The following is a 13,473-nucleotide window of genomic DNA, read 5'->3' on the forward strand; positions in this document are numbered from 1 at the left end:
GCGACTGATCTTCAAGAGGGCGGCGGTAAAGGCTCTGTCATGGTGCCCGAAGCGCTGTCACCTCTGTTGCTGCCACCTCTATCCCGCCCCGAAGGACAATCTTGACACCCTCTGGCCCGCCGCGCACCTCCTGGATCGGGGCGTAATGCTCGGCCCGTGCGCTGGCCAGCAAGTCTGCGCCGCGGTAGCTTTCGAGGGCGAGGGAATAGTTCCCCACCGGCAGTGGCGCACCCGCCGGATCGCGCCCCGGCCAAAGGTAAAGATCGTTTGACGGAGCCAAATCTTCACGCGCCACCAACCGGCCCTGCGCATCCTTGACGACCAGAACAACCCTGTCGGCAACAGGGTGCGAATTGGTGGAAATCGCAATCGCCTCACCATCCAGATAGACAGGCGCGCCAGACCGGGCCTGCTGCCCCACCCAGCCCGCAAGTTGGGCCATTCCCATAACCCCGAACTGCGTTTGCAAGGATTCCAGAAGCTGATTGGTGCGGACTGCCTGTTCGACGCCGGAAAAAGTTGCAAGCTGAACCGCATAATCCGCCGAATCAATCGGATTCATCGGATCCTGGTTCTGCATCTGAACCGTCAGCATCTTGAGGAAGGTTTCAAAATCGGCACTGGCAAGCGCCGATTTCGGTTGCGTGGCGGATGCAGCCCAGCCAGCGGCCGGGCTTTGTTGGGATTGCAGGATATCCATTCTGAAGTCCTTTCAAAGTCGCAAGTCGAGCCGCCCCGTGGCGACGGAGGCTTGCGAAGGAGGCGAGGGTGGTAATATTTGGGACACGGCGGTTTCGGAAAGCTGATCTGCGCGTGAAAGTGGTGCAGCCGCCCGACCGCCGCGCTGTGACCATTCCCCGAAGCTGAGAGAGGCCTGCGCAAAGCCTGCAAGGCGCAGTTCGGTCAGCAAGTGATCGGCATGGCGACGGAACAAATCCATCGCCTCGGCCCTCTCTGTATAAACAACGACGGTCAACCGCTCGCCATTGGTGGCGAAGTCAAAACGCAACTGGCCGAGTTCTTCGGGACGTAGCATCAGTTCCACGGTGCCATCTGGCCGGGTTGCGACGGATTGCGCGATGACATGCGAGATTTGCGGTGTAAGCGCTTGGCTGGAAACGACCGTTGGCGTTGGCGGAGCAGGGCTGGCTGGCATCGGAACGTCGCGCACCAGAACTGGCGCTTGCGCTTGAGTGTCCATAGGCACTTCACCATTCGGGAACCCATTCCCTTGCCGCTCCGAGGGTGGGGCCGAGGCGCGTTCTGCGCCAGTCAGCAGGGGGCGTGATGCGGCTTGCGCAGGATCTGCGGGCAGCGGACCCACTTTGCTGAAGGGAGCGGGATTGACCTCGGTAAGCAAAGACCGCTCCCCGTCCACCGGGGTCCGTTCCACCTTTTGGGCGACAGGCGAAAACGCGAGAGGCGCCAGGGCCAAAGCAACCGATCTTGGCGGCGGAGTGATCGCTGGTTTGGCCGCATCATCCAATGGGCGCGCAGAGTCCGGAACGAGGGGCGGAGGCGCAGGACGATCATTACCGGACGCATTGGCTGACGGGAGCGACGGTGTGCCTGTCGGCTGAGCTTTCGGCTCCATAACCAGTCCGTTGGGCGCCGGCCTGACAGTGCGAGACGGCGGCAGCAAGATGGCATCGACGGGTGTGTCAGCCAGTTCGGAAGGTATATAAAGTTTTACGAACGGTCGTTCATTTTCATCACGAGACGCAGGACCTGTGAGGTTGGTCACCCTTGCCACACCTTCTGACTGTGGCAAAATCCCGAATATCGCGGCGGATTGTTCCATCGTCTGCTCTACCGATAGCTGCTCGGCGCCGGACATTTGTGGGATGGATGCGAGCGTAGGTCGGGCGGGAGGCGCGGGCAACGGCTGCGCCCCACCGAGTGGAGTTTCCAGTAAGCCAACGCCCTCTATATCCACCTCCGGCGGCGTAAAAGTCTGCGCAATGGTGCTTTGATCATCCACCGCACCTTCCGGCAATGCAGGGCCGGGCGCTTTACCTTCTACCGCGGATGTCACGATGAGGGCTGTGCCGATCTCTGGCGCAGTCGGGACCGTCAGCGCGGCCAAGGATGCTGCAAAAGACCCGGACATATCCTGAACGTCCGTGACCACCGTCGGCTGTGCCACAATAGTGATTGGCAGTAGATTTACCTGCATTCTGCATTCCCGGTTCTGATGACGGCAAGATGCAGATTGCAGTGAATTGCTTACCGACTGTTTACCCACATCGCAGATATTCGGGACAATTCAACTCAAACGGAGTGTCAAATGTTGGTAGACCCGGGGCGGAGCGGAACAGGCTTGTTGATGCCTGATCGCGCGCAACTTCATGAAAAGGCAAAGGAACTGGAAACGGCATTCCTTTCCGAAATGCTCGCCCATACCAGCTTGGGCAAAGCGCCCGAAAGCTTTGGTGGCGGGGTGGGCGAGGATCAGTTTGCCTCATACCTGCGCGCGGCACAGGCCAAACTGATTGTGGACAAGGGCGGTCTGGGACTTGCGCAGACCATATTCGAATCGCTGCTGAAAGCTCAGGAAAAACAGAATGACCGCTAATGCACAAGAAACGCTGCGCCTTGTCCGGCAAGCCGTGATCGCAGGCAATTATCGGGACCTCGTCGATCTGCTGCCAGAGTTGATCAGCCGTGAATACATGCTTTCCGGTGCAGACGCCGAGAGCCTTGCGCGCCTCAGGGATGAGGCCACGCGCACGGCGAACTGCCTGGAAGCAGCCCTGGCTGGCGTGCGTGCCGCACGTCGTCGCACCAGTGAAATCATCGAAGCAAACAAAGGTCTTACCACTTACGACCGTGCCGGCGCGAAGGCTACCGTCCCCTTCGGGGCGCCAAACTCGAGACGCGTCTGAATTGTCTCAAATCATCCGTGTTTGACCCTTCGCAATTCACCGATGATTAGGAGTTGGAGGTTTGTATCGGTCTTGCGCCCCGAGGTCGGGGTGGCGCCGGGGGAAAACCCCTCGGCATCGGCAAGAATGCCCTTCCAGCCGTCGCAAGATGGCAGCTTTGGCCGCGAAAAGCGCGGCATTTGTGAAGGAAACGAACATGTCTTCCATTCTGACCAACAATGGCGCGATGGTTGCCCTCCAGACCATGAAGGCGATCAACAAGAACATGGGCCAGGTCCAGTCCGAGATTTCGACCGGCAAATCCGTTGGCAACGCCAAGGACAACGCGGCGGTCTGGGCCATTTCCAAGATCATGGAGTCGGATGTCAAAGGCTTCAAGGGCATTTCCGATAGCCTCGCCTTGGGCTCTTCGACCGTCGCGGTCGCTCAGAACGCTGCCGAAACGGTGACAAACCTTCTGACATCCATCAAGGGCAAGATCGTCGCCGCGCAAGAGGCCAACGTTGACCGTGCCAAGATCCAGACCGATATTTCGGCGCTGCGTGACCAGATTAACTCGGTGGTGGGCGCAGCCCAGTTCAACGGCCTGAACCTGCTCTCCAACGCCTCGACCACCGCCGGCTCCGGCACGGTCTCGGTGTTGAGCTCGCTCGACCGCAACAGCAGCGGAAGCGTAGCAGCCAGCACGATTGGCGTAACCAAACAAGACCTTGGCACGGGTGCCTCGGCTATCGCGGCCACGGGCGGCACCTTCAACAACGCGGTCGCCACCACCACGCTGAACAACACCACCCGGTCTGCCACGCTTGCGCTTGGTGGCTCGGCGGCGGGCTTTGCTGCGGGCACGGCCTATGCGCTGAACATCTTCGGTACGGATGCTGACAACAGCACCTTCAACCAGGCCACCTTCCGGACGTCGACAGCGGCGGCCGCAACCCAGACCGAAGCTGCCGCCAGCCAGATCCGCTATGTCACCCGTGAGGGGGACACGGCAGCCGATGTGGCAAAGGCCCTGTCCAACGCCTATGCGCGCTTCGCCGCCGAAAACAACCTCTCGCCGGATGCGCTTTCGATCAGCGCGTCTGGCAACGGCCTCTCGATCACCTCGAACTCCACCACGGCGACCGACACCATTCAAGTCAACGTGATGAGCGTGACCGCAAACGCCGGCAACACCATCGGCGGCGGTCTGGAAGCGCTGCGCACCCTGAATGTCAGCACGGAAAGTGGGGCCAAGGGCGCCTTGGCCGCGGTGGAAGGTCTGATCCAAAAAGCGGTCGACTCGGCGGCAACCTTCGGCTCGGTCAGGGGGCGGATCGACACCCAGACGGAGTATGTGAGCAAACTGGTCGACTCGCTCAAATCCGGCATCGGCTCGATGGTCGACGCCAACATGGAAGAGGCATCGGCCCGTCTGCAGGCGCTGCAGGTTCAGCAGCAGTTGGCAACACAATCGCTGTCGATCGCGAACCAAGCACCACAGAGCATTCTGGCACTCTTCCGTTGATGGCCAGGGCCGGGGGGACACCCCGGCCCACCCCTGACCCATGATGATGCAAAGCGAAGGATTCGCCGTGAACGCGCTCATTCACACCAAAACGGGGTATACGCGCCCGGATGCCAGCCTGCGCCCCTTGCGCAGCATCGAATACGAGGCATTGGCCCGCGCCACACAAAAAATGTCGGCCACATGGCAAGGCCGCAGCTCTGATTTTCCGGCCTTGGTTCAGGCCTTGGCCGACAATCTGGCCCTTTGGTCCACCTTGGCGAGCGATGTGGCCTCGCCGGGCAACGCGCTGCCGGCTTCCTTGCGGGCGCAACTGTTCTATCTTTATGAGTTTTCAGAAGTGCATACCCGCCGCATACTGGATGGCGCCGGTTCGGTCGAGGTGCTGATTGATGTGAACACCGCAGTTATGCGCGGTTTGCGCGGACAGGGGGTCACAAAATGACCGGTCTTGTCTTGAAACTCAGCCCTCATGAGAGGGTTCTGATCAACGGCGCAGTTGTTGAGAACGGAGACCGACGGTCACGACTGGCAATCATGACCCCAAATGCCAATATTCTGAGGCTGCGGGATGCGATCCACCCGGAAGAGGTGAACACGCCGGTCAGGCGGGTCTGCTACATCGCGCAGCTTGTGTTGTCCGGCGATGTGTCGGCCAAAGAGGCGCACTTGCAGCTGTTGCGCGGCATCGAGCAGCTGAGCCAGGTTTTGACCGACCCGGACAGCAGGTTACAGCTTTCACTGGCAAGCAAAGCCGTTCTGGAAGAGCAGCATTACCAAACTCTGAAATGTCTTCGCAGCCTTTTGCCACGGGAGGAGCGGCTTTTGGCGGTGAGGCAAGAATGAGTTTCACACCGGTTCTGCCGATTGGAGGATATGCAGGTTGGGCATTCCTCAAACGCACAATGGCGCAGCAAACCGCCACGTTCAATGCGCAACCGTCCGTTCGGAGGGATGAGGCGTATTTTCGCGAGAAGATCGGCAGCATCACCACCGCTGAGCAACTGGTGAATGACCCAAGGTTGCTGCGCGTTGCTCTCGGGGCGTTTGGGCTGGAAGCGGACATCGGGAACAAGTTCTTCATCCGCAAAATTCTTGAAGGCGGCACGCTCAAGACAGACTCGCTCGCCAACAAACTGGCCAATAAGCAATATCAAAAATTCTCCAATGCTTTCGGCTTCGGGAACTTCGCAACCCCGAGCACCAAGCTCTCCGACTTTGCTGACAAGATTCTGGGATCTTACAAGAAGCAGCAATTCGCCGTCGCTGTGGGAACCCAGAACGAAGACATGCGGCTTGCCCTCAATCTGGAGCGGGAACTCCCCGAGCTTGCAAAAACAAGCGCCTCCTCGCTTTCAAAATGGTATACCATCATGGGTAATCCGCCGCTCAGGACCGTGTTTGAGCGCGCCTTTGGGCTTCCTGCGTCATTCGGCGCGATCAATATCGACAAGCAGGCAGAAACTCTTCAGGCGCGAAGCAAAGCATTGCTTGGCTCGGGGGATGTGAATCAATTCATTGACCCCGCGAAAGTCGACAAACTGATAAGACAGTTTCTGGTGCGGTCCGAGATCAGCGAGAGCGCATCCTCGCTCCAAACAGGGCAGATCGCCCTGACCCTCTTGCAGCAAGCCCCGCGGGCGTTTCGGAGGCCCTGATCATCCTTGCAGACAGTCTGCAAGCCGCGCAAAACTCCCTTCAACGCCATTGTCCGGTGCGTCCTCGGCAAGAAAAGCATCTAACGCGGGCCAAAGGCGAATAGCCTGATCCACCAGCGGATCACTTCCCCTCTGGTAGAGACCTGCCTGCACCATCATTTCTGCGCGGTCCCAGGCTGCAAGCAGACTTCTGGTGCGCGCAATAAGGGCATTTTCCACATCACTTGCCGCAGCAGGCAAACTGCGCGAGACGGATCGCAAAAGATCAATGGCAGGAAAGCGGCCCCTTTCAGCAATCTGGCGGTCAAGAATCACATGCCCGTCAAGAACGCCGCGCAATACATCGGCAACAGGCTCTTCCATATCAGAGCCAGCAACCAGAACCGTGAAAACGGCCGTAATATCCCCTTGGGCCAAAGCACCCGGGCCAGCCCGTTCTGCGAGCGCCATGATCGCGTGCTGCAATGACGGGGGATAGCCCCGCAAGCTTGGCGCCTCACCCGCGGCCAAGGCAATTTCGCGATGTGCCTCGGCAAAGCGGGTGATGCTGTCGACGAGCAAGAGCACGTGCAAGCCTTTGTCACGAAAGTGTTCAGCAACAGCCATCGCGGTAAGCGCGCAGCGCCTGCGCAAGAGCGGCGATTTATCCGACGTCGCCGCGACCACGACGGAGCGCTGCATTCCCCGGGGCCCAAGGACTGCTTCAGTAAACTCGCGCAGCTCTCGCCCCCGCTCTCCCACCAGCGCGACCACGACCACGTCTGCGCAAAGTGCGCGCGCGAAGCTGCCAAGCAAGCTCGACTTCCCGACGCCAGAGCCGGAAAACAGCCCGATGCGTTGACCGCGAACGATCGGCAATAGGGTATCAAACGCGGCTTTTCCCGTGCTCAACCGTTCGCCCAGGCGCCGTCTTTGGGCGGGTGGCGGTGGTGGTGCGATCAGGCTGCGAAATGTGCCGCCCGAGAACAACGGCCTGCCGTCAAGCGGTCGCCCGAGCGGGTCAATCACCCGCCCGATCCAGCTGTCATCTGGCGCGATGCGGGCCGGACCAAGCAGCGCGACTTCACCCTCTATGCAAAGGCCGTCCATGTTCTCATCGGGGAGAACCGTCAGACTGTCTGCGCTGATACCAATCACCTCTCCACCCGCTGATGCTTCGCGACCGATCGAGATCCGGTCCCCCAAGGCAGCCGCGTGTTGCAGACCACGGACAGAGATCGTGCCGCCAGAGACGCGCTGTATTCGACCGATCGGCACCGACAAACCAATCTGCGTGATGTGATGGTTCAGTGGGGCAAAAATTGTGGCCACGGGATTCTCCCTTTGTTCGCTGATTACAGTTTCTAAAGGAATCACCCCTAAGAACTGGTGAAGCGGATCGAGGGAGAAGCCCCGATGTTTGAGAAACTTGGACTGACCAGAATGGCACAGGCACTTGCAGCCCACTCCGGCGCGCGGGTTGAAGTGGTGGCACGCAATATTGCCAACGCTGACACGCCGGGGTTTCGCGCAATGGATCTACCCGCCTTTGGCGCGCTTTATGACCAGACCCCGTTTGCTGTAAATTCAACGCGCCCGGGCCACTTTTCGAATGATCGTTCATATATGGCGCGTGCCGTGCCCTCTGGCACCGGCATGGCCCCGAATGGCAACGATGTTTCACTGGACCTGCAAATGATGAAGGCGATCGAGGCCCGCCAGAGCCACGAAATGGCTCTGGCTGTCTATCGCAGCACCTCCGCCATCATTCGTACATCGCTTGGCCGCAACACTTGAAGGTGGCAACATGACAGATCTGATGCAGGCCCTTTCGCTCTCCGCCTCCGGGATGGAGGCGCAGGCCAGACGACTTCGGCATGTCTCTGAAAACATAGCCAATGCCGACACGCCTGGCTATCATCGTAAACTGGTTTCCTTTCAGTCCGAAGTGGAGACGGGGGCAGTTTCGGTTGGCAAGGTCCGGCTGGATCAAACCGCCCTGCCAAAGGTTTATGACCCAAGCCACCCCCTGGCTGACTTGACCGGTCACTATGATGGATCGAACGTCGATCTGGTGATCGAGATTGCTGACGCGCGCGAAGCGCAGCGCAGCTACGAGGCGAACCTCAGGCTCTTCGATCAGGCGCGGCAGATGACGCAAAGCCTGTTCGATCTTATCCGTCGATAGGAGATCCAGAATGGATATCAAAAAGTCCATGGCCGCTCAGGCCTATGCGCAGACCCGTTCGGCAGCGGCCCCCGATCCGCTGCCGAACTCGGCCGAAGAAGGTGTCGCACGCTTCCTCGGGACGTTTTCCGAAACACTTGCACGGGGCGAGGATGTGGCCCGCGCTGCGATGACAGGCGGGGCCGATCCACATGCCTTGGTCGAAGCGCTGGCTTCTTCTCAAACCGCTGTCGACACGGTGATCACGGTGCGCGACCGGGTGGTGGAGGCCTATCAGGAAATCCTGAGGATGCCGGTATGACCAGCGTCATGACAGAAGGAGCCATTTTTGACATCCTTCGTCAGGGCCTTTGGATTGCCGTCATCATTTCTGCCCCTCTGCTCATAGTTGCGCTGGTGGCTGGCGTTGCCGTGGGCCTGTTTCAGGCATTGACCTCTATCCAAGAGATGACCCTGACCTTCGTGCCAAAAGTCGGGGCCATGCTGATCGTGTTTTGGGTGTCGATGAGCTTCATGACCGCCACCCTCGTTACCTTTTTTACCGATGCCATCATCCCGCTGATCGAAGGAGGCTGAATTGGAAACGCCCGGCTATACGACCCTCACCCGGCAATCCGGCCTCACCCGGGAAATGCAGGTGATTGCCAACAACATTGCAAATGCATCAACCACCGGCTTTCGTCGGGAAGGTGTGGTGTTTTCCGAGTATATCGCGCGGCTTGAGGACGAGCCGTCGCTGTCGATGGCCTATGCAAATGCCCGGCAGGTCGATCTTTCCCAAGCGGGGTTGTCGCACACCGGAGGAACGTTTGATCTTGGGCTACAGGGCGAGGGCTTCTTCCTGATCGCCACCCCCGAAGGCGAGCGGTTGACGCGCGCCGGAGCCTTCACCGCCTCTGGCGAAGGGGTGCTGGTGACACAGGACGGCCATGCCGTCTTGGATGCCGGAGGCGCACCGGTGCCGGTTCCATTCGGGGCAAGAACGGTTTCTGTCGCGCCCGATGGCACAATCTCGGCCGACGGTCAGCCGGTGGCCCAGATTGGCGTTTGGCGACCGGTCGATCCGCTGACGCTGCAACACCAGACCGGCACGATGTTCGCAGCGGATGACGTAGAGCCGGTCGAGACTCCCGTCATCCGCCAAGGGTTCCTTGAGGACAGCAACGTGCAACCTGTCTCCGAGATTGCCCGGATGATTGCGGTGCAGCGTGCCTATGAACTGGGCCAGAAATTCCTCGATAACGAAGATCAGCGGCAACGCACCGTTATTCAAACACTTGGTCGATAGGAGGCGCCGATGAAAGCCCTGCAAATTGCCGCAACGGGCATGGCTGCCCAACAGATGCGGGTGGATGTGGTCGCCAATAACCTCGCTAACATGTCGACGACAGGCTATAACGCCCGCCGGGCCGACTTCGCCGACCTGCATTACCAGCAATTGGCGCGTCCCGGCTCCATTGCCGCAAGCGACGGCACAATGCTTCCCACCGGCGTTCAGCTGGGTCTTGGCGTGCGGCCCGCGGCGGTTTCCGTGATCCTGTCCCAGGGCTCACTGACACAGACAGGGGGCGATCTTGATGTTGCGATCGAAGGACAGGGCTATCTCGAGGTGACTTTACCGGGCGGTATTGCCGCCTACACCCGGGACGGCGCTCTGAAACGAACGGGCGAGGGTCTGATCGTCGACTCGCAGGGCAATCAGGTTGCGCCGGGGATCACGATTCCGTCCGACGCGCGTTCACTTGCGATCAATTCCGGAGGCGAGGTTTACGCCTACTTCGCGGATCGGGTCGAACCGGAGCTGCTGGGCGAGCTGGTTCTTGTCGGCTTCACCAATGAAAAGGGTCTGGAGGCGATGGGCTCCAACCTTTTTGCGGAAACCGAAGCGTCCGGCCCTCCGCTGCAGGCAGCCCCCGGCCAGAACGGGCTGGGAACGCTGCGGCAGGGATATCTGGAGGAAAGCTCGGTTGATGCCGTGCGAGAGGTCACGGAATTGATCAAGGCGCAGCGTGGTTATGAATTGAATGCCAAGGTGATCACCGCCGCCGATCAGATGCTGTCGGCAACCACACAGGTGCGGTGATGCGCTGGTTGCTGCTTTGCCTCGTTCCGTTTCCGGCGCTTGCGGATGCAGTGGTTGCCAACCGGGTGATCCGGGCGGGTCAGGTGATCGCAACAGAGGATCTCTCCGTGGTCGAGGCTGTCATCCCGCAAAGCGTAACGGACATCGCTGCGATCATTGGAAAGGAGGCACGGGTTGCCCTTTACCCCGGCCGCCCCATTCGCGCCGAGCAGGTCGGACCGCCCGCGATCGTGCAGCGCAATCAAGTCGTCTCATTGTCATTCGTCTCGGGAACGCTGGCCATCTTCACGGAAGGGCGTGCGCTCGACCGTGGCGGTATTGGCGATGTCATCCCGGTCGTCAATCTCGGGTCACGCAACACGGTTCAGGGGCGGATCATGCCCGATGGCAGTGTCAGCGTGAGCCCATCAGAAGGATAAGGTCAAACCATGCGGGTCGCACTGTGTTCTCTCACATTTTTGGCGGGATGCGCCTCTCTCGATCAGGTGGGCAAAGCCCCTGATTTTACGGCGCTGGAAGGGAGTTACCAGCATCATGCGATGTATTCCAATCCCTTGCCGGAACAGGCCGATCCGTCAGGTGTATCAGATGCCTCCTCGCTCTGGACCGCCGGACAGGCGTCGCTCCTGGGTGACAGGCGCGCAGGGAACAGGGGGGATATTCTGACGGTCGTGATCGAGATCGATGACAGCGCGGAAATCTCGAATTCAAGCGGACGATCCCGCACTGGTAGCCAGTCGATGGGCATGCCGCAACTTTTTGGCATTCCGCAGAGGCTCGATAAAAAGCTCCCGCAAGGGGCGACGATGGCAGAGGCTGTCAAAACCAACTCCGCTTCCACGTTTTCCGGTGAGGGGTCGGTTTCGCGCAACGAAAAGCTGACTTTGCGGGTGGCCGCGACGGTGGTTGAAAAGTTGCCGAACGGGGTTCTGCGTATCGAAGGCCAACAAGAGGTCAGGGTGAACTTTGAACTGCGGGAACTGATCGTGACAGGCTATGTGCGTCCGGCTGACATTTCCCGAACCAATGAGGTCACCTATGACAAGATTGCCGGCGCGCGCATAGCCTATGGCGGCCGCGGGCAGATCTCGGAGGTGCAGCAACCGCGCTACGGCCAGCAGATCACCGATATTCTCTTGCCGTTCTGAGGCGATACAGATGCAAAAGCTCCTCCCGATCATTCTTGTGGTGCTTGGCACAGGCGCCGGGCTTGGTGCCGGCGTGTTCCTGCGCCCGCCTGTAGAGGCTGCCGAGGGTGACACCGAGACAACGACAACCGAGGGTGAGGCCGCAAAACCCGGCGAGCCCATATCAGAGTTTGTCAAGCTGACCAACCAGTTCATCGTTCCGGTGGTCGAGAAGAACCGGATCAGCTCTCTCGTCATTCTGTCCCTGAGCCTCGAGGTCTCGCTCGGCGCCACAGAGCAGGTCTACGCGCAAGAACCAAAGCTGCGTGATGGCTTCCTGCAACTGCTCTTCGATCATGCCAATACTGGTGGCTTCCGCGGATCATTCACGGATGCAGACAATCTTGTCACGCTGCGCGTCGGGCTGAAGGAAGTTGCAAGCAAGGTCATGGGCGACAAGATAAAGAGCGTTCTGATTACGGATATGATCCGCCAGGACAGCTAAGCGTCGCAGGGTGTCGAGAAAGGCCTGGCAACGGCGGCCGCGTTTGGGCGCGGCCACGGAACAGGAAAAGTTGCCGCAGGTCACCCGTGACGGGACTCGTGAGCAGTCAACTGCCGGCGGTTCAAGGTTTCAGGCAAAGCTTGCGTAGGACTTCCGCGCGCCCGAAGGCCCGCTGCGCCTCGGTTTTTGCTTCCATCCAGGCGACCGTCTCCCGCGCCAGCTTCTGGTTGAGCAAGATGCGCCGATTGGTCGTCCAAAGGCCAAACCGATCTGTAACCTGGGCGGCGACCACCGGATCGAGGCCATGTGGTGCGCCGGTTTTGTCAAGCGCCATCAACTGAGCCTCGGTGCGGGTCTTCTGCGCAGACGCCTGCGCCAAGCGCGACAACTCGCGTTCCCGCAAAAGGAGCGTGATCTTTTCCAACCGTCTCAACCGATCTTTGGGAGTCATTGGACGCGCTCCTTGCTGCGTTTTCGCATCTTCTCGGCAAAGCGGATCGCGGCCGCCACAGCGCGATAATGATCCCGTGCAACGGGCTGACCGATATCGACCGTCGCAAAAATCGAGCGAGCCGTTGGTGGATCGGAATGGACAGGAACGCCATGCTCGGCGGCTGTTTCCCGTATCCGGCGCGCGATCTCATCGACGCCCTTGGCGACAACCACGGGTGCCGTCCGCGCCCCGCGCTTCCAGTGCAAGGCAACAGCATAATGGGTCGGGTTCACGATAACCACATTGGCGGTCGCCACATCCACAAGCATCTGGTTCATGGCGATTTCTTGCCCGCGCTGACGCCTTTTTTGCTTGTTGAGGGGATCACCTTCACTGTCCTTCATTTCGTCCATCAGCTCCTTGCGTGACATGCGGTTGCGCTGCATGTGCAAATGACGCTGCCAGAGAAGATCTGCCCCGCCGATCACGGCGGTTATGAGGATGATGCAGAGCAAAAATTGACCGAGCAAGGCGATCAGATGCACCAGACCTTGACGCGGATCGAGTGTGGCGGTCGCAAGAATGCTGTCGGACTGGCCGTATAACAGCACGGCGAGCGCGATGCTGACGATGGAGAGCTTTGCGAAGTTCTTGGCAAACTCGACCAGACCCTCTGGGCCGAATTTCTTCTTTGCCGTCGCCGAAGGCGAAATCCGCGACAGCATCGGCATAAGGTTGTCAGGGGTAAAGACAAACGCGCGCTGCACCACAACGGCAAGAACAACAGCCACTGCCGGAGCCACAAGGAACAGCGCAAGCGGCATCAGCACAGAGTAGAGCAGGCCGCCCACAAAGCTGCGCGCAGAGGCTGCAGCCAGTCTTGAAATCTCGGGCGCCTGATCGATCAGCACCTTGCCGGCAAAAGCTGCGCCCTGAATGGCCTGCCCCCCGATGGCAACTGCAAGCAGCAGGCCGGCGTAGGCCGCAGCCGCCATCAGTTCGACCGATTTCGGAACGTCGCCGTGCTTTCGCGCATCCGCCAGCTTTTTCTCTGTCGGTTCATGCTCTTTGTCGGCCGCGGCTTGATCTTCGGCTTTCGACATCTTGG

20 protein-coding genes are annotated in these 13,473 nt (G+C 59.8%); 15 read left to right on the plus strand and 5 right to left on the minus strand.

Features of this window, described 5'->3' with window-relative positions:
- Positions 1-37 precede the first annotated feature (37 nt).
- Both G3572_RS09110 and fliK read right to left on the minus strand, forming a co-directional pair.
- The gene (locus G3572_RS09110; RefSeq protein ID WP_164610979.1) at positions 38-700 is read right to left on the minus strand and encodes a flagellar hook capping FlgD N-terminal domain-containing protein; all 663 of its coding nucleotides are present in this window, start codon (positions 698-700) and stop codon (positions 38-40) included.
- Between the two features lie 12 nt (positions 701-712).
- Positions 713-2,176, minus strand: a complete 1,464-nt coding sequence (gene fliK / locus G3572_RS09115) for a flagellar hook-length control protein FliK (protein WP_164610981.1) — start codon at positions 2,174-2,176, stop codon at positions 713-715.
- Between the two features lie 111 nt (positions 2,177-2,287).
- Here fliK and G3572_RS09120 point away from each other — a divergent pair, with 111 nt between their 5' ends.
- From G3572_RS09120 to G3572_RS09145, 6 genes are all read left to right on the plus strand, one after another.
- On the plus strand, positions 2,288-2,575 hold the full coding sequence (locus tag G3572_RS09120) for a rod-binding protein (RefSeq protein ID WP_240335469.1): 288 nt from the start codon (positions 2,288-2,290) through the stop codon (positions 2,573-2,575).
- Positions 2,565-2,885 carry a hypothetical protein gene (locus G3572_RS09125; protein ID WP_164610983.1) on the plus strand — a complete coding sequence of 107 codons (321 nt, stop codon included), beginning with the start codon at positions 2,565-2,567 and terminating at the stop codon, positions 2,883-2,885. Before G3572_RS09120 ends, G3572_RS09125 begins: the two co-directional genes overlap by 11 nt.
- 196 nt (positions 2,886-3,081) lie before the next feature.
- Positions 3,082-4,392, plus strand: a complete 1,311-nt coding sequence (locus G3572_RS09130; protein WP_164610985.1) for a flagellin N-terminal helical domain-containing protein — start codon at positions 3,082-3,084, stop codon at positions 4,390-4,392.
- A gap of 67 nt (positions 4,393-4,459) precedes the next feature.
- Complete coding sequence (gene flaF, locus G3572_RS09135; protein ID WP_354004009.1) at positions 4,460-4,837, plus strand: flagellar biosynthesis regulator FlaF; 378 nt, start codon at positions 4,460-4,462, stop codon at positions 4,835-4,837.
- Positions 4,834-5,238, plus strand: coding sequence for a flagellar biosynthesis repressor FlbT (flbT, locus tag G3572_RS09140; RefSeq protein WP_164610987.1), 405 nt, complete (start codon positions 4,834-4,836; stop codon positions 5,236-5,238). The genes flaF and flbT overlap by 4 nt, the downstream gene beginning before the upstream one ends.
- On the plus strand, positions 5,235-6,050 hold the full coding sequence (locus G3572_RS09145; protein WP_164610989.1) for a DUF1217 domain-containing protein: 816 nt from the start codon (positions 5,235-5,237) through the stop codon (positions 6,048-6,050). The genes flbT and G3572_RS09145 overlap by 4 nt, the downstream gene beginning before the upstream one ends.
- On the opposite strand, the gene G3572_RS09150 is transcribed toward G3572_RS09145, so the two are convergent.
- Positions 6,051-7,361 (minus strand): FliI/YscN family ATPase, encoded by a 1,311-nt coding sequence (locus G3572_RS09150; RefSeq protein WP_164610991.1) that lies wholly within the window; start codon positions 7,359-7,361, stop codon positions 6,051-6,053.
- Positions 7,362-7,445: 84 nt separating this feature from the next.
- Between G3572_RS09150 and G3572_RS09155 the strand changes: the two genes are divergently transcribed.
- Genes G3572_RS09155 through G3572_RS09195 form a run of 9 tightly spaced genes read left to right on the plus strand, consistent with a single transcriptional unit; the run spans position 7,446 to position 11,932 of the window.
- Positions 7,446-7,826: a FlgB family protein gene (locus G3572_RS09155; RefSeq protein WP_164610993.1), complete on the plus strand. Its 381-nt coding sequence runs from the start codon at positions 7,446-7,448 to the stop codon at positions 7,824-7,826.
- A 10-nt stretch (positions 7,827-7,836) separates the two neighbouring features.
- Positions 7,837-8,217, plus strand: coding sequence for a flagellar basal body rod protein FlgC (flgC, locus tag G3572_RS09160; protein WP_164610995.1), 381 nt, complete (start codon positions 7,837-7,839; stop codon positions 8,215-8,217).
- Between the two features lie 10 nt (positions 8,218-8,227).
- Positions 8,228-8,518 (plus strand): flagellar hook-basal body complex protein FliE, encoded by a 291-nt coding sequence (gene fliE, locus G3572_RS09165; protein WP_164610997.1) that lies wholly within the window; start codon positions 8,228-8,230, stop codon positions 8,516-8,518.
- A gap of 8 nt (positions 8,519-8,526) precedes the next feature.
- On the plus strand, positions 8,527-8,793 hold the full coding sequence (locus tag G3572_RS09170) for a flagellar biosynthetic protein FliQ (protein ID WP_164611321.1): 267 nt from the start codon (positions 8,527-8,529) through the stop codon (positions 8,791-8,793).
- Between the two features lies 1 nt (position 8,794).
- Positions 8,795-9,505 carry a flagellar hook-basal body complex protein gene (locus G3572_RS09175; RefSeq protein WP_164610999.1) on the plus strand — a complete coding sequence of 237 codons (711 nt, stop codon included), beginning with the start codon at positions 8,795-8,797 and terminating at the stop codon, positions 9,503-9,505.
- A gap of 9 nt (positions 9,506-9,514) precedes the next feature.
- Positions 9,515-10,300: a flagellar basal-body rod protein FlgG gene (gene flgG, locus G3572_RS09180; RefSeq protein WP_164611001.1), complete on the plus strand. Its 786-nt coding sequence runs from the start codon at positions 9,515-9,517 to the stop codon at positions 10,298-10,300.
- Complete coding sequence (gene flgA / locus G3572_RS09185) at positions 10,300-10,719, plus strand: flagellar basal body P-ring formation chaperone FlgA (protein ID WP_205518651.1); 420 nt, start codon at positions 10,300-10,302, stop codon at positions 10,717-10,719. The genes flgG and flgA overlap by 1 nt, the downstream gene beginning before the upstream one ends.
- Before the next feature lie 9 nt (positions 10,720-10,728).
- Positions 10,729-11,448, plus strand: a complete 720-nt coding sequence (gene flgH / locus G3572_RS09190) for a flagellar basal body L-ring protein FlgH (RefSeq protein ID WP_164611006.1) — start codon at positions 10,729-10,731, stop codon at positions 11,446-11,448.
- 10 nt (positions 11,449-11,458) lie between these two features.
- Positions 11,459-11,932 carry a flagellar basal body-associated FliL family protein gene (locus tag G3572_RS09195; protein WP_164611008.1) on the plus strand — a complete coding sequence of 158 codons (474 nt, stop codon included), beginning with the start codon at positions 11,459-11,461 and terminating at the stop codon, positions 11,930-11,932.
- A gap of 121 nt (positions 11,933-12,053) precedes the next feature.
- On the opposite strand, the gene G3572_RS09200 is transcribed toward G3572_RS09195, so the two are convergent.
- Together G3572_RS09200 and flhB are read right to left on the minus strand one after the other, a co-directional pair.
- Positions 12,054-12,383 (minus strand): hypothetical protein, encoded by a 330-nt coding sequence (locus tag G3572_RS09200; RefSeq protein ID WP_164611009.1) that lies wholly within the window; start codon positions 12,381-12,383, stop codon positions 12,054-12,056.
- On the minus strand, positions 12,380-13,468 hold the full coding sequence (gene flhB / locus G3572_RS09205; RefSeq protein WP_164611011.1) for a flagellar type III secretion system protein FlhB: 1,089 nt from the start codon (positions 13,466-13,468) through the stop codon (positions 12,380-12,382). The genes G3572_RS09200 and flhB overlap by 4 nt, the downstream gene beginning before the upstream one ends.
- Between the last annotated feature and the right edge of the window lie 5 nt (positions 13,469-13,473).

This window comes from Pseudotabrizicola algicola (assembly GCF_010915705.1).
Classification (GTDB): Bacteria; Pseudomonadota; Alphaproteobacteria; order Rhodobacterales; family Rhodobacteraceae; genus Pseudotabrizicola; species Pseudotabrizicola algicola.